Source organism: Vibrio sp. Vb0888, assembly GCF_033338835.1.
Lineage (GTDB): Bacteria > Pseudomonadota > Gammaproteobacteria > Enterobacterales > Vibrionaceae > Vibrio > Vibrio alginolyticus.
The window spans coordinates 21,048-47,526 of sequence record NZ_JAWOTL010000026.1 but is presented as its reverse complement, the minus strand read 5'-3'; the positions used below and the strand labels follow the sequence as shown (position 1 = coordinate 47,526).

Below are 26,479 nucleotides of genomic sequence, written 5' to 3'. Positions count from 1 at the left end.
GTAGCTTTTGCCTCAGGTCAATCGATGGCAGCGGGTTTCCAAATCAACGCTCAATCAGCAACTGGCATCGGCCGTGCATTTGCTGGTGATGCGGTAATCGCAGATAATGCAGCAGTAATGGCTCGTAACCCAGCAGCAATGGCTCTGTTTGATAAAATGGAACTGTCGCTAGGTTTCGAAAGCATTACTTCAATGATTGAAGTGAAAGATGCGAAATATAACGTTAATACTCCTTTGGGCTCCAATACTGTAAGTGTTGCTGATACTGATGATGTGGGTGATACGTCAATAGCTCCAAACATTCACCTAATCGTTCCAGTAAATGACAAGTTTGCATGGGGCGTAAACGCATACTCTAATTTCGGCACTAAAACTGAATTTTCAGATAACTACACCGCAAAAGAGTACGGTGGTCTTACGGATGTAAAAAGCTTCAACTTTGGATTGGCGGGTTCTTACCGTTTAAACGAACAATGGAGCTTTGGTGCTGGTTTAGATTTAATCTACGGCCAAGGCACAATGAAGCGTACAACTAGCTCTTCAGTCCCAAGGGTTGGCGGTCAAAAAATTCTGGACGTAGATAAAGCTGATGGTTGGGCTGTTGGTTTTAACGTAGGTACTGTGTACGAACTAGATGAAAACAACCGTTTTGGTCTAGCGTATCGTTACAGCCCTGAATTTACGGCGAAAGACGACAAAGGTCAGGAAATCACGCTACCTCTACCAGATATGGCCGAGTTTTCCGGTTTCCACAAAATCCAAGACACTAAATTTGCTGTACACTACAGCATCCAATACATCGGCTGGAAAGATTTCGACCAAATTGATTTTGAGAACCTAAATCAGGGTTTACTTAAAGGTGGTTACTCGAAAGACTATCAATGGCAAGATGGCTGGCACTACGCAATTGGTGGTACTTACTACCTAAACAACAACTGGACACTTCGTGCTGGTTACATGTACGACACAAGCGCTCAAGATAAAGTAACGTCTATCTCGGTACCAGACTCAGATCGCCAGTGGTTCTCCACAGGTTTCTCTTACCATATTGATAATAGCTCAAACATCGATTTTGGCTTCACGTACTTGTTAGGTGAAGATGTAAAAGTTAATGAGAATACTCAATTAGCTCCTGGTCTTTCTACCGGTGTAACAGCAACAACTCATGCTGATGCAATTCTATTCGGCTTACAATACAGCCGTAGCTTCTAAACGCTTCGCTGTTAGTTAGTAGAAAAATACTTTATATAAAAGGCTGGATTTCCAGCCTTTTTTCATATCTGCGATTTATTGCCCACTCAATTTGAGTGAACACGTGTATCTAAATCTCACAATTAGGACGCACAGCTGTTCGCTGAATTCCGTTTACAAGCCTTTCACAGTTAGATTATTAAACCACATAAATAATATTTGAAAGGATAATATTCCAAATGACCACTTGCGCTGGATTTTCATTTCTAAAGTAAAAACTCTACCTTTAAACTTTCGTCCCACGTTATAAACAAATCAGCGAACATTCGAATGAAAACCAACAAGACTCTTCTATCAACAGCAGTGGCATTAAGCCTACTTGGCACAACGGGCATGGCTAACGCAGCAGGTTTCCAACTTGCTGAATATTCTGCAACAGGCCTAGGTCGAGCATATGCTGGTGAAGCTGCAATGGCTGACAACGCAAGTGCACAATGGCGTAACCCAGCAATGCTAACTTATTTGGAAGGCACTCAAGTGTCCGTTGGTGCAATCTATGTGAACCCAAATATTGATATTGAAGGTGATGTAAACTTCCACGGTAGCACTTCTTCTGCATCTTCAGATGACTTCGCACATGATGCAATCATTCCAAACTTCTACCTATCACACCAATATAATGAGAAATTCGCGATTGGTTTGGCATTTGGCACCAACTACGGCATGGAAACCGATTTAGGTAAAGGCTTTGGTGCATCGCACTTTGGTAACGAAGCAAGCGTAACGACAATGGAAGCGAACTTAAACGCAGCTTACAAAGTCAATGAATCGATCAGCGTTGGTGGTGGTATCCGTTACATCATCGGCGAAGGCAGCTTTGGCGCAGCAGCTCCTAAGAATAACGTTGTAGGGTTAAATCCTGAAACTAATCAACCAATCAGTGTTCCTCAAGGTACCGCTCTAAAATACATGGAAGGTGACGATACCGCTTGGGGCTGGCAAGTTGGTACAGCATGGCAGATCAATGAAAATAACCGTATCGGCTTCGCGTACAAATCTGAAGTTGAACTGAAGCTTGAAGGCCATGCTGAAGGTCTTGGTTTTGGCTTCGGTACTTCTGAACGCGACAACGGCTACATGTATCTAAACCTGCCTGCAACGGCTGAGTTGGCAAGCTTCCACCAAGTAACAGACCAACTTGCGTTACACGCAAGCGTTAACTGGACGGATTGGAGCTCTTTCGAGAAATTGGAAGCACGTCTAAATACTGCTGGCACGCATATGGTTAAAGTAGAAAACTGGGAAGACAACTATCGCTTTGCTGTTGGTGCTACTTACCAGCTTGATCCTAAGCTAGCGCTACGCACTGGTATTGCATACGATACTTCAGCGGTAAGCGACAAAAACCGCACGATTACTATTCCAGAAACTGACCGCACTTGGCTAAGTATTGGCGCAACGTACGATTGGACGAAAGACTTCAGCCTAGACGCTGGCTTCACCTATATTTTTGCGAAAGACGCACCAATCGTTGAGTCTCGTGGTTACAAGTCAGACGACACTGCAGAACAAGTCGGCGGCCAATTTGTAGGCGAAACTACGGGTAATGTTTGGCTAATCGGTGTTCAAGCAAACTACCGTTTCTAACCAAGCTGCAAAATACAAAAAAGGCTTAGCATCAGCTAAGCCTTTTTTCATTTCTCGATTATGAAGAACAACGCTTAAAAGTCTTCTAGATATTCATCTAAATACTCTTCTTCTTCGATGTTAACTTCTTCTACCGTTTCAACTTCTGCTTTAAAGTTTTGACGCTGGATATAAACATCGCGAGTTAGAATATATGGATCCGGCGACGAGTCTAGCTGCGCTTCTTGCGGTACTAATAAAGCACGCTTCTCCATTCCTTCAAACGCCCACTTACCCAAACTCGCCCAGAAGTTGAGATAAGAGAGGGGTAAATACGTACTATCTACGGTATCTGTCACTTCACGTAAGGTATACGGACCATAACCTGGAACCATGAAGTAAGGACCATTTCCAACACCATAGTGGCCTACTGCATCACTGAACGCTTTCTCGTCGTACTTCGTAATACCCGCGGCACTTGCAATATCGAATAAACCGAAAATACCGAACGTCGAGTTAATCCAAAAACGGTTAAAGTGGTCCACGGCTTTCGTACCATTACCCATGATTAAGTTATTAACCATGCTTGCTGGCTCATCTAAGTTCGATAAGAAGTTAGCAATACCAGAACGAATAGGAACTGGCGTGTATTCTACATACGCAAGTGATACAGGACGAACCAAATACGGATCTAAATATTCGTAGTTGAGTTCCCACATGGTTCGGTTAAAGCCTTCCAACGGGTCATACACATCAGAAGTCGTTTGATTTGTTTCTTGTCCTGTTACTGCTTCATCAGGCGCACTTGAACAGCCAACCAGTCCAACGGCTAACAGCAACAAGAAGGTAGATTTACCCTTGTTATACATTTTATTTTCCATAACGACTATTAATGTACCTAAGTCACCCCGATTAACCATAGTACGTATGTTGAGCAGGATACATAGTAAAGATGACTCAGATATGGGAATAAATAAAGGCCAGCAATCGCTGGCCTTCGGTATTCTACTCGATCGTTTAGAGTCATACCACTAAAGGCAACTGACTCTACCTCGTTGTCATGTTTCAGAGACAGATGTTAACAATTAATACTGCTGATCAATGGTCACTTCTACTGGTGCGCCAAATTCAACGACGTCACTTTCTCCGTGCCAATCTTGATCACGCGTTGCTACGTTACCGTCAGAATCTACACGCACACGGACGATTAGCTTATCGAGTGAAGATAACTTTTGCCCTTGCATCATGGCATTGCCATCATCTAATACGACTGTGCGAGGGAAAGTACCTAGCGGATAACGAGCAGCAGCCACAGGCATTGGAGAGCCATCTGAACGATGTACTGACACAATCAGAACTGCGTTTGGATCCAACTGAGCATTTGGTGTCACATTAATTGTCACAGCTACACTCTTATCCGGTGAAACCGCTTCGCCCATTTGCTTACGAGCACTCTCAATACTGCGTGACAACATCTCGTAGCGGCTATCTTCTGGACCAATCATTTGCTGCATGATTCCCCAATACTTGATGGCTGCCGGGAAGTCTTGACGCTCAAACGCATCGAACGCTAACAAAGAAAACACACGCAGGTCGACATAGTCTTGCTGCATCAGCTTGCCGAGTAATGAGCGAGCCGTCGCTTGATCCATTTCCTCTTGAGACAGCATCAGAGCTTGTGCATAACCCAACATCACATCAGGATCTTTGGGCTCTAGGCGGTATGATTTTTCCATCGCATCGATAGCCGTGGTGACATCACGATTTGCTAACGCAATACGACCTAGCAGTAACCAACCTGTCGAGTCTTCCGGCTGGTAATGTAAGCGAGTTCGAAGCGCAAGGGTCAAATCCGCCATTTCATCGTCACTCAGCGGCTCAGAAGAAGCCGACATCAGCTTTTTCGATAACTCAGGTAGATTTGCAGACACTTCTTGCCATTGAACAATATCGTCTGACGCGCCAAATTTATAATACAAACCATAGCTCAGCACCACCGTCAGAATTACCGATGGAACTAAAACCGCGATTGGAGAAACCTTGGTTTCTTTTTGCGCTTTATCACCAGGGATATCGTCAAGCAGTGATTGCTTTAGATCAGAAATCAGTTCGTCTTCACTTTCAACCAGACCTTCGTCAGTTTCTTCTGCAAGCTCAGATAGTCGGTCTTTATAAAATGCCTTGTTGAGCTCATCGCGTAACACATCATCATTGTTCGCTTTTTGTTTAATCAGCGGCAAAGCCACCAGCGCACAAGCAATAAGCGTGAGAGCAACGGTGGAAATCCAAAATAGTGTCATTACTTCTTATCTCCGTTGTTCTCTTCTTCAAGCAATGCTTTTAAACGAGCTTCTTTTTGCTCATCCCATTGCTCGTCACTGCTCGCTTTTGCCTTAACTTTAGATTTACGGCTACGCAGTACAATCAAACCAAAACCACCCAGTACTACAGCGAGTGGCCCGAGCCACAAAATCGCAGTCGCGACCGTAAATGGTGGGTTGTAAGTCACGAAGTTACCGTAACGGGCGATCATGTAATCAACAATCTCATCTTTGGACTTACCTTCTTTGGTCATTTCGTACACCTTATGGCGTAAGTCCTGAGCAAGTTCAGCGTTAGAATCCGAGATCGTGTTGTTCTGACATTTAGGGCAACGGAGCGTATGGCTTAACTCTTTGAACTGCTGTTCTTGTTCCAAATTATCAAACTCGTACACTTCAATGGCCGCATGAGCAGCAAGAGATAATGTCATCGCAGCAAAAACGGCAAGAATTAGCTTTCTCATTGCTTCGCCTCCTCAACCAATTTGTTGTAAAGCGGCTCCAGTGTTTCTGACCAATTACGTGGGTTTACATCCCCTACATGGCGATAGCGAATCACACCATTTGCATCAATAATGAATGTTTCTGGAGCACCATAAACGCCAAGGTCAAGGCCAAGCATACCACTGCCATCAAATAGGCTGATCAAGTACGGGTTGCCGAGATCATTCAGCCAACCTATTGCTTTATTACGATCATCTTTGTAATTCATACCGATGATCTTAACGCCCTTACCCGCCAATTCGTTTAGGTATTTATGCTCTGCATAACACGTTGGGCACCACGTTGCCCAAACGTTCAAGAGCAACGGTTCACCTTTAAAAATTGATTGGTCGTACTGTTTTCCAGGCTCAGCCAGGTCTTCTAAATGAAATTCAGGAACTGGCTTGCCAACCAAAACCGACTCCAATTTAGTTGGATCATCGCCCTCTTGGTTACGCATTAATTGGGTTGCGAAAATGCCCGCTAGAATCATGAAAGCGACAAGCGGAATAAATAAGATTTTCTTATTCATGTTATGCCTCCTGCTCTTTTGACTTCGCGTTTTTCTTCGGCGATTTACGGAAGCGGTAGCGTTTATCAGAAATCGCTAGTGCGCCGCCTAATGCCATAATCAAAGAGCCAGCCCAAATCCAACGAACGAACGGTTTATAGTAAATACGAACAGCCCAAGATCGGTTGTCGTCTAAACGTTCACCCATTGCAATGTATAAGTCGCGGCTAATACCACGGTCAATGGCTGCTTCAGTCATCATAGACTTAGCCGTACGGTAGAAGCGCTTCTCTGCGTGAAGCGTATTCACGTATTTGCCATCGTGTGTGATCTCAAAGTCTGCGATGTAGCCATCGTAGTTTGGACCATCTTTATCACGCAAGCCTGAGAAGTAGAAATCATAGCCTTGAATTTGGAAGTGTTCGCCAGGTGCTAAACGTACATCACGCTCGATGCTGTAGTTCTGTACCATCGCAATACCGATAACAGATACCGCCAGACCAACATGACCCAACATCATTGCCCAGTGGCTACGTTGCAGCTTGCGAACACCTTCACTAAAGCTATGACGGTGCGTTGCGCGCTCGTACAGTTCAAAGCCATGCATCGCAATAATCCAAATCGCCATCACCCAACCAATGTAAGCCATGGTTGAGAAGAAATCGGCAAACAGGTACACGCATAGCGCGGCCAAGGCGAAAGCAAGCACACCTGAAACGAGCATTGGTTTCACAAGTTTAGATAAACTGTCTCGCTTCCAGCGAATAAGAGGACCAATACCAAGCAGAAAAGCAAATGGCATCATTAACCACGCAAATAGCATGTCAAAGAATGGCGCACCGATAGAGACCGACCCCAAACCAAGCTGCTTGTGTACGAGCGGCAACAGTGTCCCCACTAACACCACAACAAGAGCGGCGATAAGTAATACGTTGTTGGCTAAGAGCGCATTTTCACGTGAGACTAAGTCGAAGTTACCTCGTACACGCACTGCTGCCCCTTTTACGGCAAACAGCAATAAAGAGCCGCCGATAACGAAAACGAGGAAGCCTAGAATAAACATACCGCGCGACGGGTCAGACGCGAACGCGTGCACCGATACTAAAATACCGGAACGGACTAAGAAGGTGCCCAACAAACTCAACGAAAATGCAGAGATTGCCAATAGTACCGTCCACGCTTTAAATGTGCCGCGTTTTTCTGTCACGGCAAGAGAGTGCATTAATGCGGTACCCGCTAACCAAGGCATGAATGATGCGTTTTCTACTGGGTCCCAGAACCACCAGCCACCCCAGCCAAGTTCGTAGTAAGCCCACCAAGAACCTAGTGCGATACCAAGTGTTAAGAATACCCATGCTGCGGTTGTCCAAGGACGAGACCAACGAGCCCAAGCCGTATCAAGGCGTCCGGTCATTAGGGATGCGATCGCAAAAGAGAATGCAACCGAGAAACCAACATAGCCCATGTAAAGCATTGGCGGGTGAACAATCAAACCAGGGTCTTGAAGCAGAGGGTTCAAGTCACGTCCGTCAACCGGAAAGAACGGTAACGTACGTAGGAATGGGTTCGACGTTAGGATGATAAACAGTAGGAAACCCACTGAGATCATGCCCATAACAGCAAGTACACGTGCAACCGACTCTTGCGGCATACCACGACTAAACGTCGCTACAGCGACAGTCCAAGCAGCTTGGATTAACACCCATAGCAACAGTGAACCTTCGTGTGCACCCCATACTGCGGTTAAACGGTAGTACCAAGGAAGCTGACTATTCGAGTTGCTCGCTACATACTGTAACGTGAAGTCGTTGGTATAAAATCCCCAACATAAAATGGCGAAAGAGAACAACAGCATCAGGAACATAGACCAAGATAGCGGTCGCGCTGTGTTCATGAGCATGGTGTTGTTATTCGCTGCTCCCCACAATGGCAATACGCTCAACAGCACTGCCATTGCAAGCGAAAGAATGAGAGCAAAGTGACCGACTTCAGCAATCATTGGCCGCTTCCTTGTTTTTGTTCGGTGCTGTATTGAAGCGGTTCATGCGTTTTCTTCATCGCTTCTGCAATTTCTGGTGGCATGTATTCTTCATCGTGCTTCGCTAGGACCTCAAATGCCTCAACTGTCGTGGCATCTTTCAGTACACCTTGAGCAACAATACCCTGCCCTTCACGGAACAAGTCAGGAAGAATACCGTCATAGGTAATCGTCACTTTCGGACCGACATCGTGCAGGTCAAAACTCACTTTCAAAGAATTAGGATCTCGACGAACTGAGCCCACAACCACCATTCCACCGATACGCAAACGCTGGCCTACTTCTGGCTTGGTGCCATCTGGCTTACCATTAACCAATTCCGTTGGAGTATAGAAAAGGTCCATATTTTGATTAAGCGCATAAAGTATCAAACCAATGGTGGCACTAATACCGATAAAGATCGCTAGTACAATACCTAGCCTCTTTTTACGTCTCGGGTTCATAAGGTGTTCTCCATGTTCTTCGCTGCGTCGATACGAGCTTGACGGTCAATTTTTGCTTTCACTTCTTTCAATAATGCATCACCGCGGCGAAGGCTAGTGATCAGAAGAATCAGCATGGATAAGAAAGTAATACCAAACGCACTCCATACGTATGATGCGTAGCCACCCATGGCAAAAAAGTCGCTCAGAGATTCAAAATGCATAATCAGTTACCTCACTGAGTTTGTTCTGTTGCGAGTTTGCGCACCCAGGGGCGGTGACTTTCTTTACTGATGATTTCGTTACGAAAACGGACCATCGTCACGGCACCAAAGAAGAACGCAAAGCCAAAGATGTTCAGCAATAACGGCCAAAGCATGTCGGATGAAATAGAAGGTTGTTCAAATTTCGTGATCGTCGCACCTTGATGAAGCGTGTTCCACCATTCCACGGAAAAGTGAATGATAGGTAGGTTTACTACGCCTACGATCGCTAAAATACCAGCAGCTTTTGCGGCGGTTTTTTGATCGTCAAACGCATGGTAAAGCGCAATCACACCAAGGTAGAGAAATAGAAGAATCAATTCAGATGTAAGACGGGCATCCCATACCCACCAAGTGCCCCACATAGGCTTGCCCCAAACAGCACCTGTAAGTAGAGCAATAAAAGTAAATACTGCACCAATCGGAGCCATCGCAAGTGCCGCCATATCAGATAGGCGAACTTGCCATACTAGGCCAATAAATGCAGCGATCGCCATCGACATATAAACGCCCATAGACCAAATAGCTGATGGGACATGAATGTAGATGATTCGGAAACTGTCACCTTGTTGGTAATCTGAAGGCGCAAATGCAAGCCCCCAAACCGTACCAACCGATAAGCATACGAGGGCCAATACAGAAAACCAAGGCAGAAACTTACCACTCAAACGATAAGCTGCTTCTGGCTTGGCATAAGGATGTAGCCATTTCCACATGTTTTGTTCTCACTCTTACTTCAGGGACACTGTCTAAAGGGTTGAGACCGTAGCAGTGCTTTAATAATAATTCTTTGATCAAGCGCCGCTTCATTGGCACTTTATTGAGTTAGTTAACACTAACTCGCAATGCGGCACTGATGGCAAAAGGCGTTAATGTCATCGCCCCCATTAGCATCGCACCTAAAATCGCTAGTTGACCGTTATACGCCATACCGAGTGCCGCAGCATCAATTGCCGATGTTGCGAAAATCAAAATTGGGATGTAGAGCGGAAGAATAAGCAAACTCAAAAGAACGCCACCCTTTTGTAACCCAACAGTCAACGCCACACCAATGGCGCCAATAAAACTTAGTGTTGGTGTACCGATCATCAAGGTTAATACAACCGATAGCCAAGTATTGAAGTCGAGCGAAAGTAAAACCGCCAATAATGGGCTAATTAAAATCAGAGGTAACCCTGTTAACAACCAATGTGCTATGACCTTTGAAACCACGACAAGTTGCAATGGAATCGGCATTAGCATCATTTGTTCTAGTGCACCGTCTTGAAAATCATCACGAAATAGACGCTCTAATGATAATAAGGCGGACAGCAATGCGGCAACCCAAACGATGCCCGCTGCAATACGTGCTAACAAATTAGGTTCTGGTCCAATACTCAGAGGAAAGAGAGTAATGACAATAATAAAGAACCACAGCGGGTTCAGAATGTCTGCCTGACGGCGAAATGCGATTAAGAGCTCACGACGAATGATGGTGGTCATCGAGGAAATCATATCAGTCACCCAGCTTTATTTTTCTAAGTTTCGGGCTGTCCGCAAACATATCTTGATGCGTCGTCAACACAACAATACCGCCATTATCAGCATGACTTGCGAACAAAGATTCAAGCACCTTGACACCTTGCTTATCAATGGCAGTCAACGGCTCATCTAAGATCCATAAAATTTGCTTACTGAGCCATAACCTTGCCAATGCGACTCGTCGTTGCTGACCTGCGGAAAGTTGTGCTACAGGCACATCTTCTCGGCCAGCTAATCCTACTTGAGTCAAAGCGATGAAGATTTCTTCGTCTGAAGAGCGATTATTTTGAATAGATTGATAAAAACGTAAGTTTTCTAATGCGGTAAGCTCTCGTTTCACTCCTGTTTGATGTCCTAAGAAAAGCAGATCTTGATGGAAAACATCACGAGATTTTTCAACCTCTTCGCCTTTCCATTTAATGACACCTTCTTCTCTATCACCTAACCCTGTCACAATCCGTAGCAATGTAGTTTTACCAGTACCATTACGCCCTTCGATCTGGACCAATTCACCAGGCTTAATTTCAAACTGCAGGTTTTCAAACAGAACCCTTTCATCACGGATTGCTGTCAGGTTAGACACTTCTAACATAGAGCTTCAACTAAAAAATGAACGAGCCGCTATATTAGCACAGCTTAGTTATGACAAAACAGGATAAGAGGGCTAGGTCACATGTAAGTTCATGTATTTTTGTTAATTAATCATCACACTTTAATAAAATTAACTATAAGTAGTTATAAGCGCTCATTTTGAATTTGAGAGGCCAGAGCTAAGAGCAAGATCGACTGAAGGTTATCTAGGGGTGTATTTAAGAAGAGCATTAGCGGCTAAAAACAAAAAAAGAGGCGTAATAACGCCTCTTTTTTATCGCTTGATAACCTTTAGCGTCGACGACGTCCACGCGTTGGATATTCTGCATCATCTGATGGCTGACCACTTAATGGTGGAATCTTCTCTTTCCCCGCCAGTTTCTTCTGCAGTGAAAGCATCAACTCAGCTTCGGCTTTTGGTAGTTCGCACTCTTCAATCAGCTCGTTGATATCAGCGCCAAGCTGTACCATTTTAGAAGCGCGACTGTACAAGCGACCATCAGTATCAGCGTGTTCGAGTTCGCGAATTCTCTCGTTTAAGTGCTGAATAATGTCTTGTTGCTCCGTCACTTTTTGTCCAAGACCAACGACAACCGAGCGCACTTCGAGTAACTGCTTACTCAACTTTTGCACTTCTTTATCTGCGTGTCGAGATTGAGCTCGTTGTTGGTCTAACTGCTTTTGTAACCCAGAGCGAATCCGCAGTTGCAAAACAACCAAAACTAACACAATAAAAGCGACGCCACCCGCAAGGAATGGAGCAGATAAAAGAGTGTCTTCAGCCATCATCATTCAGCCATTAAAGGTGAGCCATCTCGTCCCACTCGTCATCTGTTAGCAGCTTGTTCAAATCCACAAGGATAAGAAGCTTGCCGTCACGGTTGCTCACACCCTGGATGAACTTCGCACTCTCGTCGGTACCAACAGAAGGCGTCGTATCAATTTCAGAAGAACGCAGATAAACGACTTCTGCCACGCTATCTACTAAGATACCAATCACTTGACGCTCTGACTCGATCACAATAATACGAGTGTTGTCGGTGACTTCGCCTTCCATCAGGCCAAAACGTGAACGTGTATCGATAACAGTAACTACATTACCGCGTAGGTTGATGATACCAAGTACATAATCTGGTGCACCTGGAACAGGGGCAATTTCAGTATAACGAAGTACTTCACGAACTTGCATTACGTTGATGCCGTACGTTTCTTCTTCTAGCTGGAACGTCACCCACTGAAGAACTTCGTCATTCGATGCATCTTTCTTCACTTCTACTTCAAAAGCTTGAGACATAGTTAATCCTCGTTAATGTCGTTCCCGACTTAAATCTAATTCAGTGATTTGACATCTAAACCGGCGTTTAGCATGTCAATGAGCGCCTGGACATGAATTAAGGCGCACATTTTTTCTTTTACCATGCCCGCTAGCCAAGGGCGTTTACCCGCCTGCTCACGCCAGCGAACCTTGTCGATATTAAGCGTTTCAGTCCCCATTAATTGATTACTGGCCAACCCCCACATGCTCTCACCAAGCATGACGACATATTGGTAGTTATCTTTATAGCTATCATCACGAAGCTTATCTGCCATCACCCATTTTGCGGTATCGACGACATCAAACTGTTGCTCGCGATTTGTTTGTAGCCCCAAATACCAGGCGGGTTTTCCTATCAAATGGTTAAGCTCGCTAATGCGATGAATACCACCTAACTCATCAAGAGGTACAGCAAACGTGACACCATTCACATCAAAGTAAAGAACTTGGAAGTCCTCACTTCGCTTCGTGCTTTCCCAGACCGTTGGTATATCGGAATCTGCTTGTGTTTCGAGTTCAGTATCGACGTTCGATTCTATATTGATACTTTGTTCGATCACTGCGTGAGGTTCATCCACCTCTGGTTGAGCTTCCTCAAAAACTGGCTCATCAATCACCCAGTCCTGTATTTCCTCAACACCCTGAAGCTCAGGCACCTCACTAAAGGTTTGTACCTCAGGCTCAGCCGCTTTTATCTCTGCTGCAATATCAATCGTATTTTGTTCAAGAATACTATCAATATCCAACTCAGCCACTGGGTTGCTTGCTTCAAGCTGACTTAATAGCCTTTGAACATCTTCCAGGTTTGGAGCTTCCAACTCTGGCGGATATGTTTCTTGAAACTGGTACGTTTCTGGCTCCGAGTATTGTAGCTGCAATTCTGGCTCTGGCTCTGGCTCTGGCTCTGGCTCTGGCTCTGGCTCTGCAGATGATACCTCTTGAGCCAATAGGTCAAGGTCTTCCTCAAGAGTCGTTATTTCAGTTTCATCATCCAGTAATGCATTAAAGTAGTCATCAAGTGCTTGTTCACTGGACAGCACATCATTACTGCTCATCGAACGCCAACCTCTCCAGATAAATCAGTAGCTGTTTATAGGCAAACACACCACGACTACCAGATGCAAAATGCGACGCTGGCAAGTGCTTTAAACTGGCATCGCGGAACTTGGTATCAATAGGCACCGCTGAGGTCCACACTTGATTTGGGTAATCTTTTTTCAGTTGCATCAATGTCTGCAATGACGCTTTCGTGCGCTTATCGTACATGGTTGGGACGATAGTCACTTTGAAACCGCCCGGGCGAGATTTTTGCATAATGGTTAGCGTACGCATCATGCGCTCTAGACCTTTCATCGCCAAAAACTCTGTTTGAACAGGAATCAAAATTCGGTCACTGGCTGCCAACGCGTTCACCATCATCACGCCAAGGATTGGCGGACAATCAATCAACACATAGTCATAGTCTTGTGAGACAGTTTGCAGCGCCCGTTTTAAGATTAATCCCATACCACTGCGATTACCCATTACGCGATCAAGCGTGGCAAGGGACATATGCGCGGGAATGATATCCATTCCTTCCAGCTCTGTTTCTAAAATCAACGGCTTAACCGTCTCACGAGAAAACGTCTTCAACTGGAATAAATCAAATAGGCTCGAAGTTACTGCATCAGGATCATAACCGAGATAAGTAGTCAGTGAGGCGTGAGGATCAGTATCAACCATCAATACTCGATGGCCTTTTTGGCTCAATAAGCCCGCCAATGTCACTGTTGAGGTGGTTTTACCCACGCCTCCTTTCTGGTTAGCTACACTCCAAACAATCATGATGAATCCTAAGCTAGGCCAACTTCCACCAACATGCGTTCAGCAATGCGGTCAAGCGGTAAATCTTCTGAAGAAATGCCTGCTTTAGCAACCGCTTGGGGCATGCCATAAACAACACAACTTTCTTCATCTTGTGCCCAAATAGTTGAGCCTGAAGACTTCAACATGCGAGCGCCCTCACGACCGTCTGCACCCATGCCTGTCAACACTAAAGAGAGCACTTTGTCGCCATATACTTTTGCGGCAGAACCAAAAGTCACATCCACACATGGTTTGTAGTTCATGCGGTCGCCGCCATCAATAATGCGAAGACGAGCAGCGCCCGCTCGTCCATCTACCATCATTTGTTTCCCACCTGGTGCAAGGTATGCCACACCGGGCTGTAACACATCGCCATCTTGTGCTTCTTTCACTTGAATCTTACACAAGGTGTTCAAACGACTGGCAAACGCAGCAGTAAACGTTGCTGGCATGTGTTGAATCAATACAATCGGATGCGGATAGTTCATCGGCAAGCGCGTCAGAATTTTTTGTAGAGCAACGGGGCCACCTGTTGATGTGCCAATTGCCGTCAGTTGATACTTCTTACCAGAAGCACGGTACTTTGTCGCAGCAGGTCGAGTTGGTGTTGGAGTCACAGGTGAAGCCGTTCTTGAACCTAATGATCGAGTAGTCGTGCTGGTACTCGCTGTTGGGCGAGCGATAGGTCGACGCATGAAAGCGCGCTTCGAGGCAATCTGAATCACACGCTGTTGAAGTAATGACACAGCTTCTTCACGGTTACGCGCAATGTCCTCAAACTTTTTCGGTAAGAAGTCCAATGCGCCTGCATCTAGCGCATCAAGCGTAGCTTTCGCCCCGTCGTGGGTCAGGGACGAAAACATTAGAATTGGCGTTGGAGCAGCGGCCATTATTTCACGTACAGCTGTAATGCCATCCATAACTGGCATTTCAATATCCATCGTGATGACGTCAGGTTTGAGGGATTTGGCTTTCTCAACCGCCTCTCTACCATTTACCGCAACGTCAATCACTTCTAGGCGCGATTCTGAGTTGATGATTTCGCTCACGCGACGTCGGAAAAAACTCGAATCATCAACGACTAGTACTTTAATCGCCATCTTATTCCTTTTAATAACGTCAGCTTTGCTTAAAGGCGTGAAGCCGCAGCATATCGCTTAAGTAAATCAGGCACATCTAGAATTAATGCAATATGGCCATCGCTAGTAATTGTCGCACCAGCCATACCTGGAGTGCCCTGTAATAGATTATCGAGAGGCTTAATAACCACTTCTTCTTGACCAATAAGCGTATCCACAACAAAACCAACGCGTTGGTTACCAATCTGTACAATCACCACGTGACCGTGACCTGTACGCTCTTGGACGTTTTGCGATTTAGATGCTAACCAGTTTTGTAAGTAAAATAGTGGGATAGATTTCTCTCGCACAATGATCGTCAGCTGACCATCTACCACGTTTGTACGGCTAAGATCTAAGTGGAAAATTTCACTCACCGAAGCCAGTGGTAGAGCAAACGGATGACCGCCAACACCAACCATCAGAGTCGGTAAAATCGCTAACGTTAGTGGTACTTTGATCGTAATCTTAGTGCCCTTGCCTAGCTCAGAATCGATATCGATTGAACCGTTTAAGGTATTGATCGCCGTCTTAACCACGTCCATACCCACACCACGACCAGAGATGTCAGAAATTTTATCTTTACTTGAGAAACCAGGTGCGAAGATAAGGTTGAAGCACTCTTTGTCTGTTAAACGCGCCGCCGCATCTTCATCCATCATGCCACGCTTCACCGCGATGCCACGAAGTTTGTTCGGGTCCATACCGCCACCATCATCTACGATGGATAGTTCAATATGGTCCCCTTCTTGCGATGCTGACAAAATCACTTTACCTGTGCGTGATTTGCCTGCCTTCGCGCGTGCGTCTGGCATTTCAATACCGTGATCAACTGAGTTACGCACCAAGTGAATCAACGGATCGGCCAATGCTTCTACAAGGTTTTTATCGAGGTCGGTTTCTTCACCGCGCATTTCTAGCACGATGTCTTTATTTAAGTTACGAGCCAAGTCACGAACAACGCGTGGGAAGCGGCCAAACACTTTCTTAATTGGCTGCATACGCGTTTTCATTACCGCGCCTTGTAGATCCGCAGTTACCACGTCAAGGTTAGCGACCGCTTTGGACATCTCTTCGTTGTCGCTATTCAAACCAAGGCTTAATAGGCGGTTTCGAACCAATACGAGCTCACCCACCATGTTCATGATGGTATCAAGTGTCGAGGTATCAACACGAACGGTTGCTTCAGCCTGAGGTTTTTTAACCGCTGGTGCTTTAGCTTCTTCTTTTACCGCGACTGGTTTAGATTCTGGCTTTGGTGCTGGCGCTGCTTGAACGGGTGCTGGCTTAGCAACAGGCTCAGGTTTCGCAGGGCTTTGCTCTACGTTTGCTGACGCTGGCTTCGTTGCCATATCCAATTCTTCTAGCGTTGGACCTTTACCTGAACCATGTAGCTCATCGAGTAACTTTTCGAACTCTTCGTCCGTCATTAAGTCACTGTCTTGATTTGATGAAGATGACACTGGAGCGGAAGGCTCTGCCGCTTTAGGTGGCTCTACTGGTACGGATGCAGATGCAGCAGCCTCTGCCGTAGAAGGGCTTTTTCCTACACCGTGCAGTTCATCGAGTAAACGTTCAAACTCATCATCAGTGATATCACCACTTTCAACTGATGGTGCACTCGATTGAGGCGGTTCAGATGGCGTTGTAGGTGTCGCAGACATTGAGGTGCCTGGCGCTGAACCTTTACCATGAAGCTCATCCAGTAGCTTTTCGAATTCGTCTTGGGTAATTTCATCAACAGAGCCGACACTTGATGGTGCTGACGGCGCAGCAGGTTCTTCGATGATAGGCTCGGGAATAATAGGCTCTGGAGTAGCCACTGGTTCTTCAACTACGGTTGCCGCTACTTCATCTTCTGACTCAGGTTTGCATAGACGATGAAGTTCTTCAAGAAGCTCAGGGTCCGCAGCTTCTAACGGCTCACGATCTTGAACAGCCTGGAACTGGGTATTAACCGTATCCAAGGCTTTTAGCATCGTATCCATTAAGTTTTGCGTTACCGTGCGTTGACCGTTTCGTAAAACGTCGAACACGTTCTCCGCACCATGACAAGTATCGACTAGCTCTGCCAATGAAAGGAAGCCGGCACCGCCTTTTACGGTATGAAACCCGCGGAAAATAGCATTAAGTAAGTCTTTGTCTTCTGGGTTATTTTCTAATTCAACCAACTGCTCAGAAAGCAGCTCGAGAATTTCCCCAGCCTCAATGAGAAAGTCCTGAAGAATATCTTCGTCTAAATCGTAGCTCATACGTTACCTTTAAAATCCAAGACTGGACAACAAGTCATCGACTTCGTCCTGCGATGAAACCGCATCTTCTCTCAGTTCTGGATGAAGAATCGGGCCTTCGGCTTCGCTTGTTTGTGTATTCTTTTTATCTGCCGGTTCTGACAAAACTTGAATATGTTCTTCAAGTTTATTTCCAGAGAATACGGTTAGGATTTCCACTAAGCGGCCTTCAACTTCATTAACCAACGTAATTACGCGGCGAATGATTTGGCCAGTTAGGTCTTGGAAGTCTTGCGCCATGAGAATTTCGGTCAACTGGCCGCGCAATTCAGTGCTGTCCCCTTCGACTTGCACTAATAGCCCGTCGATTCGGTGGCACAGTGCTTTAAATTCGCTTAATTCTATGCGCCCGTGCATGAGTTCATTCCATTGAGGACGAACTTTTAGAAGGCAATCATGCAGGTTGTCAGCGATAGGAAGGCAGCAGTCGACCGCATCCATTGTTTTGTTGGCTGCAAGCTCTGTCTTCTCGATCACATAATTGAGACGATCCCTAGCGTTAGGGATTTCGTCTTTCGCAATTTCGGTCATGCGCTGATCGAGACTGAACTGCTTGAGTGATTCGTGAAGGTCTCGAGTTAACGCTCCAATTTCTTGCAGCATTGGGTTATCGGCACCTTCGTAGATCGAGGCAACAAGCATATTGGCTTGGTCTTGTTCCCCGTTTTCTAGCATTTGAACGAGTGACTTCGCCTGCTCTAGTGAGATCATTCTGAATAGACCCTTTTACGTTTAGTTCTTCTTATCGCTTTGAAAACGCTAAACGAGTCATTTAATAGGTATTTAATAATTGGTATGAATGACTCGAATAACAAAGAGAAAGAGAGAGTTATAAACGCTCGAAAATTTTATCTAATTTTTCTTTTAATGTTGCAGCAGTAAATGGCTTAACAATGTAGCCGTTTACACCTGCTTGAGCAGCTTCAATGATCTGCTCACGCTTCGCTTCAGCCGTGATCATTAGAACTGGCAGATGCTTAAGTTCTGCATCCGCGCGGATGTGTTTAAGCAAATCGATGCCTTGCATACCTGGCATGTTCCAGTCAGTTACAACAAAATCGAAGTCACCTTTTTTCAGCATTGGTAATGCGGTTAAACCATCGTCCGCTTCTTGAGTGTTATTGAAACCCAAGTCACGAAGCAGGTTTTTAACAATACGGCGCATTGTTGAGAAATCATCAACAATAAGGATCTTCATGTTTTTATTCAAAATTGCCTCCACTGAATCGTAAAATCAGTGTTTTTAGTCATTTTGTGTCCACGCACTGAGCTTGGTACGTAAACGTTGCATCGCTTGACTCAGTATTTGACTTACGCGAGATTCGCTTACGCCTAACACATCGCCAATTTCTTTCAAATTGAGTTCTTCATCATAATAAAGCGAAAGAACCAAAGCTTCACGCTCTGGAAGCTGTTTTATTGATTCAACCAGTGCTTTTCGAAATGATTCATCAACTACCCCTTTGAATGGGTTGCTGTCATCGGTTTCATCCGCCGGTGAAATCACATCATCAGAAACGCCTAAATCTTCAATACCGACTAATTTTGAGCAGTTGATATCGGTAAGAGCACTATGATATTGATCCAGTGTCATACCGAGATGCGTGGCTACTTCAGAATCAGTAGGATCTCGATTTAATTCGCCTTCCAGCTCCGCAATCGCTTGGTTAATCTCTCGATTATTTTTATGAACAGAACGCGGTACCCAATCGCCTTTACGCATGTCATCTAACATTGCGCCACGAATACGGATACCTGCATAAGTTTCAAAGCTCGCACCTTTAGAACCATCATAATTCTGCTGAGCTTCGATAAGACCGATCATGCCGGCCTGAATTAAATCCTCTACCTGAACACTCGGCGGTAAACGGCCTAGTAGGTGGTGAGCAATGCGCTTAACCAACACTGAATAACGTTCAATGAACGCCTGCTGGCTATTAAATTTGCCATGTTGGTCATAGGTTATCGCTTTATTCACCAAAAGGGTCCTCTGCGAATTCGGTACGATTTAGCAACCTTTCCACAAAAAATTCCAAGTGTCCACTTGGTGTTTTCGGTAGTGGCCACGTCAACGCTTTGTTTGCTAGTGAGCTGATAGCTAAAGCAGCAGGCGAGCGTGGGAACGCATCAACGACAATTTTTTGTCTTTTTACAGCCTGTCGTACTTTATCATCTAATGGAATACATGCTACGAGTTCAAGGCTAACATTCAAGAATCGCTCTGTGACTAGTGTCAACTTTGCAAACAATTCTCGCCCTTCACGGTAGCTTCTGACCATATTTGCTACAACTTTAAAGCGTTGAACTTGGTGTTCTTTACTCAACAGCTTGATTAATGCATAGGCATCTGTGATTGACGTCGGTTCATCACACACAACTACAACCACATCTTGAGCTGCTCGCGAAAAACTGATTACCATGTCAGAGATACCAGCAGCGGTATCAATCAGCAGGACATCCATTTCGTCTTCAAGACTACCAAATGCTCGAATGAGTCCAGCATGCTGAGCGTGAGAAAGCTCTGTCATGCTCTGTGTGCCAGAAGTTGCAGGAATTATCTTTATACCATAAGGCCCTTCGACAATCGCATCTTTTAGCTCACATTCACCCGCTAAGACATGTCCTAGATTACGTTTTGCACGAATTCCGAGCATCACGTCCACATTGGCCAGACCTAAATCAGCGTCGAGAACCATCACCTTCTTGCCTTGGCGAGCCATACAAATCGCCAGACCCAGTGTTACGTTTGATTTCCCCACACCACCTTTGCCGCCAGTAACAGCAATCACTTTGGTCAACGATGGTTGTGTTAAGCGACGGAGGCCGCTTGCTTGATCGTGTATCATATTCTCAGTCATAGTAGTCCGCCGCCTTAGAGTCCTTCACTGTCACTGTTCCAAAAGTGAGGTTCGTTCTCTGTCGACTTCTCTAACAGTTCATTTGCTTTCGCAAGCATATATTTTGGTTGCGCTATCACAATGTCTTCTGGTACGCGCTGACCATTAGCGATGTAAGCTACTGGCATTGCGTTTTGAATCACTACACTGATGAATTCGCCTAGGCTTAATGACTCATCAAGCTTCGTCATAATACAACCCGAAAGTGGTATACGTCGGAAGTGATCCAGCGTTTCTTGTAGAACACGACGTTGTGCGGTAGCCGGCAAAACAAGGTAGCTGTGAATCACTTCTCCGCTCTCTTGCATTAGAGTGTCGAGCTGCTCGGAAAGCCTCACATCTCGTTGCCCCATCCCTGCCGTATCGACCAAAATCAGTCTTCTGTTTCTTAGCTGATATATAACATCGGCTAACTCGTTAGAATCTTTAGCAACTCTTACGGGACAACCCATGATTCTTCCGTAAATTGAGAGTTGCTCATGTGCACCTATGCGATATGTATCTGTTGTCACAAGGGCCACATTGTCGGCACCGTATTCCATGGCTGCGCGTGCTGCGAGTTTCGCTACGGTTGTTGTTTTCCCAACCCCCGTCGGACCCAACAATGCGACTACGCCACCACGTTTTAAAATGTCCTGTTTAGGAATATTGATTTGATCCGCCACCAGCGACAATAACGCTTTCCACGCTCGCGCTGGCTTTGTATCTTCCGGGATATAACAGGCCATCTGGTCTGCTAACTCCGGAGAAACGCCCATTCGCTCTAAGCGCTTAATCAGCATTGCTCTTAGCGGCTCACGGCGTTCTACTTCTTGCCACATCAGGCCAGAAACTTGGTGCTCCAACAGACGACGAATTGACGTCATCTCTTCGCGCATGCTTTCTAGCTCATCGGCCGATTCGTCACGCTCATCACTTGGGCGACGTCGGTCATATCGCGTCGGGTCCAGCTTGGGCGTCGGACGTTCAAATCGATTGTCCTGTGCGATTAGCTTCGCCAAAGGTGAATCTGGTTGATATGGCGCTGGCTTTTCTTGGTTGTAGCAGTCGCGATGCTTATTTTGGCGTTGCAGCAAAGCAGAGAGCGAATCTTCATTTTCTGCTACGTGATCGTCAGCATCTGCTGCACCACCGCTATATTGCTTAAGCATATTAGCGAATCGCTGCGTCATTGAGCCTGTTTTTTCATTGTTACTGTTATTACTGTTCAGGCTAATTTTATCTTCATCTAAATGACGATCTTGGTAACGATCAGCAGAAGACGATGACATTTGACGATGTTCGTTATAGCGATTCGATTGAGAAGCACCGCGATTTTGCTGTGACGCTGCGCTTGCTTGAGACGGATTAGATTCACTATCTATCGCCGCAACAATCGCTACTCCACCAGCCACTTTCTTGTTTGACATGATCACCGCTTCCGCGCCTAAGTCCTCTTTCACTTGGAGCAGCGCCGTTCTCATGTCTTTGGCAAAAAATCGCTTTATTTTCAAACTATGAATCCATTAATGATGCGTGAGATCAGTTACCCACGGCTTGCACAATTCTGATCTGTTTTTCATCCGGGATTTCTTGGTAAGACAGTACCCGGAGATTAGGTATTGTGTTCTTCACAAATTTCGCCAACGTCGAGCGTAATACACCAGAAGTAAGCAGAACGGCAGGTTCGCCTTTCAGTTCTTGTTCCTGTGTCGCTTGGCTTAGTGAAGACTGCAATCGCTCAGCGAGTCCCGGTTCAATCCCCGCGGATTCGCCTCCTGATGCTTGCATAGTTTGATGCAATATTTGTTCCAGTTCAGGTATCAAAGTAATCACTGGTAACTCAGGCTCTATACCATTGATTTCTTGAACAATTAGACGTTTAAGACTAATTCGAACTGCTGCCGTCAATATGTCAGCTTCTTGACTCTTACTTGAGTACTCAGCCAAAGTTTGAACAATCGTGCGAATATCGCGGATTGGAATGGCCTCGTTTAACAAGTTTTGTAGGACTTTCACTACCACACCTAATGGTAATTGGTCAGGAACAAAGTTCTCGACTAACTTAGGCGCGCTGCGTCCCAACATTTCTAATAAATTCTCTACTTCTTCATGACCAATTAGCTGTGATGCGTTGTTGGTCAATAGCTGGCTTAGGTGCGTCGCTAATACCGTTGATGAATCAACAACCGTATAACCCAGAGCCTGCGCGTGCTCACGCTGATCTTCTCGGATCCATACGGCTTCCAGTCCAAAAGCAGGGTCAATGGTTGGCTCACCATCAATCATGCCATACACCTGACCTGGGTTAATCGCTAGCTCTTGATCCGGACGAATCTCTGCTTCGCCCACCGCAACCCCCATCAATGTAATTCGGTAACTGTTTGGGGTCAGCTCAAGATTGTCACGAATATGAACCGCTGGAATTAGGAACCCAAAATCTTGCGATAACTTTTTACGCACGCCTTTTACGCGCTCTAGCAGTTCCCCACCTTGGTCTCTGTCCACCAAAGGGATTAAGCGATAACCGACTTCCAAGCCAATAATATCGACTGGCTGGACGTCATCCCAAGACAGTTCGCGCTGTGAGGAAGGTTCTGTACCTTCGTCTGCTGTTGCTGGTAAAGCGGGCTCTTTCGCTTTCTGCTTCTGCCGTTTGTCGATGAAATATGCCGCTGCACCGGCCGCGACTGCCAGGCTCAAAAACGCAAAGTGTGGCATGCCCGGTACGATGCCCATCACACCAAGAATAGCCGCAGTAATCATCAGCGCTTTTGGGTTGTCGAACATCTGGAAGACCAGTTGTTCCCCCATGTCTTCATCGGTGTTTTGGCGCGTCACCATCATTGCCGCTGCAATCGACAGCAATAGCGATGGGATTTGTGCGACCAAACCATCACCGATTGTCAGTAAGGTATAGATTTCAATCGCTTCACCGAAACCCAATCCATACTGCGCCATACCGATCGACAGACCGCCGACGATGTTGATAAACAGAATCAAAATACCGGCAATCGCGTCACCTTTTACGAACTTCGAGGCACCATCCATCGAGCCATAGAAATCCGCTTCTTTGGTCACTTCAAAACGACGAACTCTTGCCTGCTCTTGGTCTATCAATCCGGCATTCAAGTCGGCATCAATCGCCATTTGCTTACCCGGCAACGCATCAAGCGTAAAGCGAGCACTTACCTCAGAGATACGACCCGCACCTTTGGTCACCACCATAAAGTTGATGATCATTAAGATGAGGAAAACCACTAGGCCGACCGCGTAGTTACCACCAATAACGACGTTACCGAACGCCTCAATTACGTTACCTGCCGCATTACCGCCTTCATGACCATGCAGTAAGACGACACGAGTCGAGGCAACGTTCAAAGCCAAGCGGAGCAACGTGGCGATCAGCAATACCGTTGGAAAAGCAGCGAAGTCCAAAGGGCGACGTGTGTAAACGGTCACTAACAACACCACCATCGACAGCGCGATGTTAAAGGTGAAGAACATATCCAGCAAAAATGCTGGAATCGGCAGTACCACCATCGCTAGGGTGGCCAAAACCATCACCGGAGCACCAATAGCTGGCATTTCACGTTGAGGGATTCGTGGCAATTTATCTGCAAACGGCAGGCTTAACTTCATACTGCGAGAGATCTCAATCGATTGAAGCGTCACGTAAGCTCTTACTATTAATACGCGACCGCTTTAGCCTAAAAGTTTAGGTAGGGTTGATAATTAAAGCGTTTTAAGCAATCTATGTACCATAATTAGCGCCAAAATAATGACTAAACACTCAAATAGAGCTTAGCTTTTGATCAAACGAGCTTTTTTAAGGCTTTACCGCTTTTCGTATCAATGACGGTGCTCGGGCGGGATTGGCAAATCATAATCTTGAATTTTCGGGCGCTGTCCACCTCGTTTTCGGTATTGCTTCAATTGGAATACAAATGCCAAAACCTGAGCGACGGCAGTAAATAACCCATCGGGGATCTCTTGCTCGAGCTCTGTCGTGTGGTACAACGCACGAGCCAAAGGTGGTGCGGGCACAATCGTAATGTCATGTTCGCGGGCGACTTCTCGAATCTTCATCGCCATGTGGTCAGTACCTTTAGCGATCACGACTGGCGCACGGTCTGTCTTCTGTTTATAACGAAGCGCTACCGAGAAGTGCTCTGGGTTAGTAACAATAACATCAGCTTGAGGAACGTCCGCCATCATTCGACGTTGAGCCGCTTCCCTTTGCAACATACGAATACGGCCTTTCACTTCCGGCTTACCTTCAGTCTCTTTGTATTCGTCTTTGACTTCTTGCTTGGTCATTTTTAACTGATCGGCGTGCTGCCAAATTTGAAATGGAATATCGATGGCAACCACAATCAATAGCGAGCAACTGATCAGCAAAATAAAGTTCAGCAAAATATCTAAAGCATGGAAGATGTTTTGCGGATACACATCCATGCTCAATTGAATCAGATCGGCCTGTGATGCTTGGATCAAATAGATGGCGACACCAGTGACCAGAACCACTTTAAGGATTGATTTGATCAACTCTACCCAGCTTTGCATTCCAACCATTCGCTTTAAGCCGCTAAGCGGATTCATTTTCGACAGCTTGGGCATGGCCGCTTGGGCAGAAAAACTGATTCCTCCCACACCTGCTGCTCCAATCATGGCGGCGGTAAACAATGTCGCTAACACCAAAAATAGTGGGAACAACAAATCACTCATCGCGCCCAAAGCGATATCAAACAGTTTTGCAGTATCGAAAATCTCTTCTCGTTGAAGATCAAATAAACGGCTCATGATGGAAAACAATGAACGTGCTAACGCCTCGCCAAACCACATCAATGAAATGGCGCCAACGATCAGCACAGATGCTGATGCAAGCTCTTTAGATCGAGCGACCTGCCCCTTTTCTCTGGCTTGTTGTAACCGTCGGGGCGTGGCTTCTTCGGTGCGTTCCTGACCGTCTGATTCTGCCAAATCTTAGCACTCCAAGCGAATAAGCCGACAAATCTGCGCCTCACCCACTGTCCAGAACATTTCATAATGACTGTATAGACCAGCCAGTATGTACCAACAAAGTAATAGACCCACCATCAAAGCAAAAGCAAAACCAAGCGAGAAGATATTCAGCTGTGGTGCGGCACGGGTCATTACACCAAACGACAAGTTAATGGTCAGTAGCGCAATAATGCCAGATAGAGACATACTCAGTGCCGTTTGGAACATAATACCAAGCCAGCCTGCCATTTCACGGAAATCAACCGCGTTGAGCGAGCCGGAGCCAATCGGCAAAGTTTTAAAACTGAACACCACCAATTGCAGCATTTTTAAGTGTCCATCGGTGGCAAGGAAAAACATTGTCGTTAAGAACATGAATAACTGGCCAAGCAATGGCGTGTTCTGACCATTTGCGGGATCAACCATAGAAGCAAAGCCCAAACTTGATTGCATACCCAATATTTGACCAAGTAGGACAAAGGTTTGAATCATAAATTGAGTAACCATACCCATCGCTATGCCGATGATTATTTGCTCGGCAATGGTCATGAAGCCACGAAACGAGAGTAGCTCAATGTCTTGAGGTACGGCGGGGATGGCTGGCATGACAGCGAAAGTGATGGCTAAACCGAGGTAAAGGCGGATTCTTGGCGAAACAAATCGGGCCCCGGTTACTGTCATCACCATCAACATGGATGAGATACGAACATAGGGCCAGAAGTAGTTTGCGATCCAATCTAAGACAACGCTAGTGGGGTACTCCATAGGCGCCTCTAATAAAGCACCTGAGGTAAGCGTTCAATCAAGCCATAGAAATATTCCATCAACATTTGCGTCATCCAATGCCCAAACAGCATCAGGGCCAAAAGCGTGACAATCAAACGCGGTAAGAAGCTCAATGTTTGTTCGTTGATGGATGTCGCAGCTTGAAAAATCGCGACTACAAGGCCGATAAGCAAGCTTGGGATGATAATAGCGCAGACCATGATAAGCACCATCCAAAGTGCTTCACGGAAAAGCTCGACAAACATTTCTGGTGTCATGTCTTATCCTCTATCTGCGC

At 45.8% G+C, this 26,479-nt stretch carries 27 protein-coding genes; 2 read left to right on the top strand and 25 right to left on the bottom strand.

From position 1 onward, the window contains the following. The coding region (locus R7P72_RS21900) for an outer membrane protein transport protein (RefSeq protein WP_318110760.1) at positions 1–1,212 on the top strand (1,212 nt) is incomplete at its 5' end. Between the two features lie 309 nt (positions 1,213–1,521). Next, complete coding sequence (locus tag R7P72_RS21895; RefSeq protein ID WP_005380525.1) at positions 1,522–2,838, top strand: outer membrane protein transport protein; 1,317 nt, start codon at positions 1,522–1,524, stop codon at positions 2,836–2,838. A 74-nt stretch (positions 2,839–2,912) separates the two neighbouring features. Here the strand turns inward: R7P72_RS21895 and R7P72_RS21890 are convergent, their stop codons facing one another. The 25 genes from R7P72_RS21890 to fliQ all read right to left on the bottom strand — a co-directional run bounded on the left by R7P72_RS21890 (position 2,913) and on the right by fliQ (position 26,459). After that, positions 2,913–3,686, bottom strand: coding sequence for a VacJ family lipoprotein (locus R7P72_RS21890; protein ID WP_005380523.1), 774 nt, complete (start codon positions 3,684–3,686; stop codon positions 2,913–2,915). Between the two features lie 216 nt (positions 3,687–3,902). After that, positions 3,903–5,117: a c-type cytochrome biogenesis protein CcmI gene (ccmI, locus tag R7P72_RS21885; protein ID WP_005380521.1), complete on the bottom strand. Its 1,215-nt coding sequence runs from the start codon at positions 5,115–5,117 to the stop codon at positions 3,903–3,905. Beyond that, complete coding sequence (locus R7P72_RS21880) at positions 5,117–5,602, bottom strand: cytochrome c-type biogenesis protein (protein ID WP_005380519.1); 486 nt, start codon at positions 5,600–5,602, stop codon at positions 5,117–5,119. Before R7P72_RS21880 ends, ccmI begins: the two co-directional genes overlap by 1 nt. Beyond that, positions 5,599–6,153, bottom strand: a complete 555-nt coding sequence (locus R7P72_RS21875) for a DsbE family thiol:disulfide interchange protein (RefSeq protein WP_005380518.1) — start codon at positions 6,151–6,153, stop codon at positions 5,599–5,601. Before R7P72_RS21875 ends, R7P72_RS21880 begins: the two co-directional genes overlap by 4 nt. 1 nt (position 6,154) lies before the next feature. Further along, positions 6,155–8,131, bottom strand: a complete 1,977-nt coding sequence (locus R7P72_RS21870) for a heme lyase CcmF/NrfE family subunit (RefSeq protein ID WP_005380517.1) — start codon at positions 8,129–8,131, stop codon at positions 6,155–6,157. Beyond that, the gene (ccmE, locus tag R7P72_RS21865; protein ID WP_005380516.1) at positions 8,128–8,613 is read right to left on the bottom strand and encodes a cytochrome c maturation protein CcmE; all 486 of its coding nucleotides are present in this window, start codon (positions 8,611–8,613) and stop codon (positions 8,128–8,130) included. Before ccmE ends, R7P72_RS21870 begins: the two co-directional genes overlap by 4 nt. Next, positions 8,610–8,816: a heme exporter protein CcmD gene (ccmD, locus tag R7P72_RS21860; protein ID WP_005380515.1), complete on the bottom strand. Its 207-nt coding sequence runs from the start codon at positions 8,814–8,816 to the stop codon at positions 8,610–8,612. Before ccmD ends, ccmE begins: the two co-directional genes overlap by 4 nt. Before the next feature lie 11 nt (positions 8,817–8,827). Continuing rightward, the gene (locus R7P72_RS21855) at positions 8,828–9,571 is read right to left on the bottom strand and encodes a heme ABC transporter permease (RefSeq protein WP_005380513.1); all 744 of its coding nucleotides are present in this window, start codon (positions 9,569–9,571) and stop codon (positions 8,828–8,830) included. A gap of 109 nt (positions 9,572–9,680) precedes the next feature. Beyond that, entirely contained in the window at positions 9,681–10,349 is a 669-nt protein-coding gene (gene ccmB / locus R7P72_RS21850; protein ID WP_005380512.1) for a heme exporter protein CcmB, read from the bottom strand. A gap of 1 nt (position 10,350) precedes the next feature. Beyond that, positions 10,351–10,968 carry a cytochrome c biogenesis heme-transporting ATPase CcmA gene (gene ccmA, locus R7P72_RS21845; protein WP_005380511.1) on the bottom strand — a complete coding sequence of 206 codons (618 nt, stop codon included), beginning with the start codon at positions 10,966–10,968 and terminating at the stop codon, positions 10,351–10,353. A 290-nt stretch (positions 10,969–11,258) separates the two neighbouring features. Continuing rightward, positions 11,259–11,753: a DUF2802 domain-containing protein gene (locus tag R7P72_RS21840; protein WP_318110759.1), complete on the bottom strand. Its 495-nt coding sequence runs from the start codon at positions 11,751–11,753 to the stop codon at positions 11,259–11,261. Between the two features lie 13 nt (positions 11,754–11,766). After that, positions 11,767–12,261, bottom strand: coding sequence for a chemotaxis protein CheW (locus tag R7P72_RS21835; RefSeq protein WP_005380507.1), 495 nt, complete (start codon positions 12,259–12,261; stop codon positions 11,767–11,769). A 35-nt stretch (positions 12,262–12,296) separates the two neighbouring features. After that, positions 12,297–13,337, bottom strand: a complete 1,041-nt coding sequence (locus tag R7P72_RS21830; protein ID WP_182016282.1) for a chemotaxis protein CheW — start codon at positions 13,335–13,337, stop codon at positions 12,297–12,299. Continuing rightward, positions 13,327–14,106 carry a ParA family protein gene (locus tag R7P72_RS21825; RefSeq protein WP_005380505.1) on the bottom strand — a complete coding sequence of 260 codons (780 nt, stop codon included), beginning with the start codon at positions 14,104–14,106 and terminating at the stop codon, positions 13,327–13,329. The genes R7P72_RS21830 and R7P72_RS21825 overlap by 11 nt, the downstream gene beginning before the upstream one ends. A gap of 8 nt (positions 14,107–14,114) precedes the next feature. Then, complete coding sequence (locus R7P72_RS21820) at positions 14,115–15,227, bottom strand: chemotaxis response regulator protein-glutamate methylesterase (RefSeq protein WP_005380504.1); 1,113 nt, start codon at positions 15,225–15,227, stop codon at positions 14,115–14,117. A gap of 29 nt (positions 15,228–15,256) precedes the next feature. Then, a complete protein-coding gene (locus R7P72_RS21815; protein ID WP_005380503.1) occupies positions 15,257–17,497 on the bottom strand; it encodes a chemotaxis protein CheA in 2,241 nt (746 codons plus the stop codon). A 9-nt stretch (positions 17,498–17,506) separates the two neighbouring features. Beyond that, complete coding sequence (locus R7P72_RS21810) at positions 17,507–18,247, bottom strand: protein phosphatase CheZ (RefSeq protein ID WP_005380502.1); 741 nt, start codon at positions 18,245–18,247, stop codon at positions 17,507–17,509. 118 nt (positions 18,248–18,365) lie between these two features. Then, positions 18,366–18,734 (bottom strand): chemotaxis response regulator CheY, encoded by a 369-nt coding sequence (cheY, locus tag R7P72_RS21805; RefSeq protein ID WP_017635949.1) that lies wholly within the window; start codon positions 18,732–18,734, stop codon positions 18,366–18,368. Between the two features lie 45 nt (positions 18,735–18,779). Next, complete coding sequence (locus R7P72_RS21800; protein ID WP_005380499.1) at positions 18,780–19,514, bottom strand: RNA polymerase sigma factor FliA; 735 nt, start codon at positions 19,512–19,514, stop codon at positions 18,780–18,782. Beyond that, positions 19,507–20,394 carry a MinD/ParA family protein gene (locus tag R7P72_RS21795; protein WP_005380498.1) on the bottom strand — a complete coding sequence of 296 codons (888 nt, stop codon included), beginning with the start codon at positions 20,392–20,394 and terminating at the stop codon, positions 19,507–19,509. Before R7P72_RS21795 ends, R7P72_RS21800 begins: the two co-directional genes overlap by 8 nt. A gap of 14 nt (positions 20,395–20,408) precedes the next feature. Continuing rightward, positions 20,409–21,926 (bottom strand): flagellar biosynthesis protein FlhF, encoded by a 1,518-nt coding sequence (gene flhF / locus R7P72_RS21790; RefSeq protein ID WP_005380497.1) that lies wholly within the window; start codon positions 21,924–21,926, stop codon positions 20,409–20,411. 28 nt (positions 21,927–21,954) lie between these two features. After that, the gene (gene flhA, locus R7P72_RS21785) at positions 21,955–24,054 is read right to left on the bottom strand and encodes a flagellar biosynthesis protein FlhA (RefSeq protein WP_025998722.1); all 2,100 of its coding nucleotides are present in this window, start codon (positions 24,052–24,054) and stop codon (positions 21,955–21,957) included. Between the two features lie 210 nt (positions 24,055–24,264). Further along, positions 24,265–25,395 carry a flagellar biosynthesis protein FlhB gene (flhB, locus tag R7P72_RS21780; RefSeq protein ID WP_005380490.1) on the bottom strand — a complete coding sequence of 377 codons (1,131 nt, stop codon included), beginning with the start codon at positions 25,393–25,395 and terminating at the stop codon, positions 24,265–24,267. Between the two features lie 3 nt (positions 25,396–25,398). After that, on the bottom strand, positions 25,399–26,181 hold the full coding sequence (gene fliR / locus R7P72_RS21775) for a flagellar biosynthetic protein FliR (RefSeq protein WP_005380489.1): 783 nt from the start codon (positions 26,179–26,181) through the stop codon (positions 25,399–25,401). An 8-nt stretch (positions 26,182–26,189) separates the two neighbouring features. Then, the gene (gene fliQ, locus R7P72_RS21770; RefSeq protein WP_005380488.1) at positions 26,190–26,459 is read right to left on the bottom strand and encodes a flagellar biosynthesis protein FliQ; all 270 of its coding nucleotides are present in this window, start codon (positions 26,457–26,459) and stop codon (positions 26,190–26,192) included. Between the last annotated feature and the right edge of the window lie 20 nt (positions 26,460–26,479).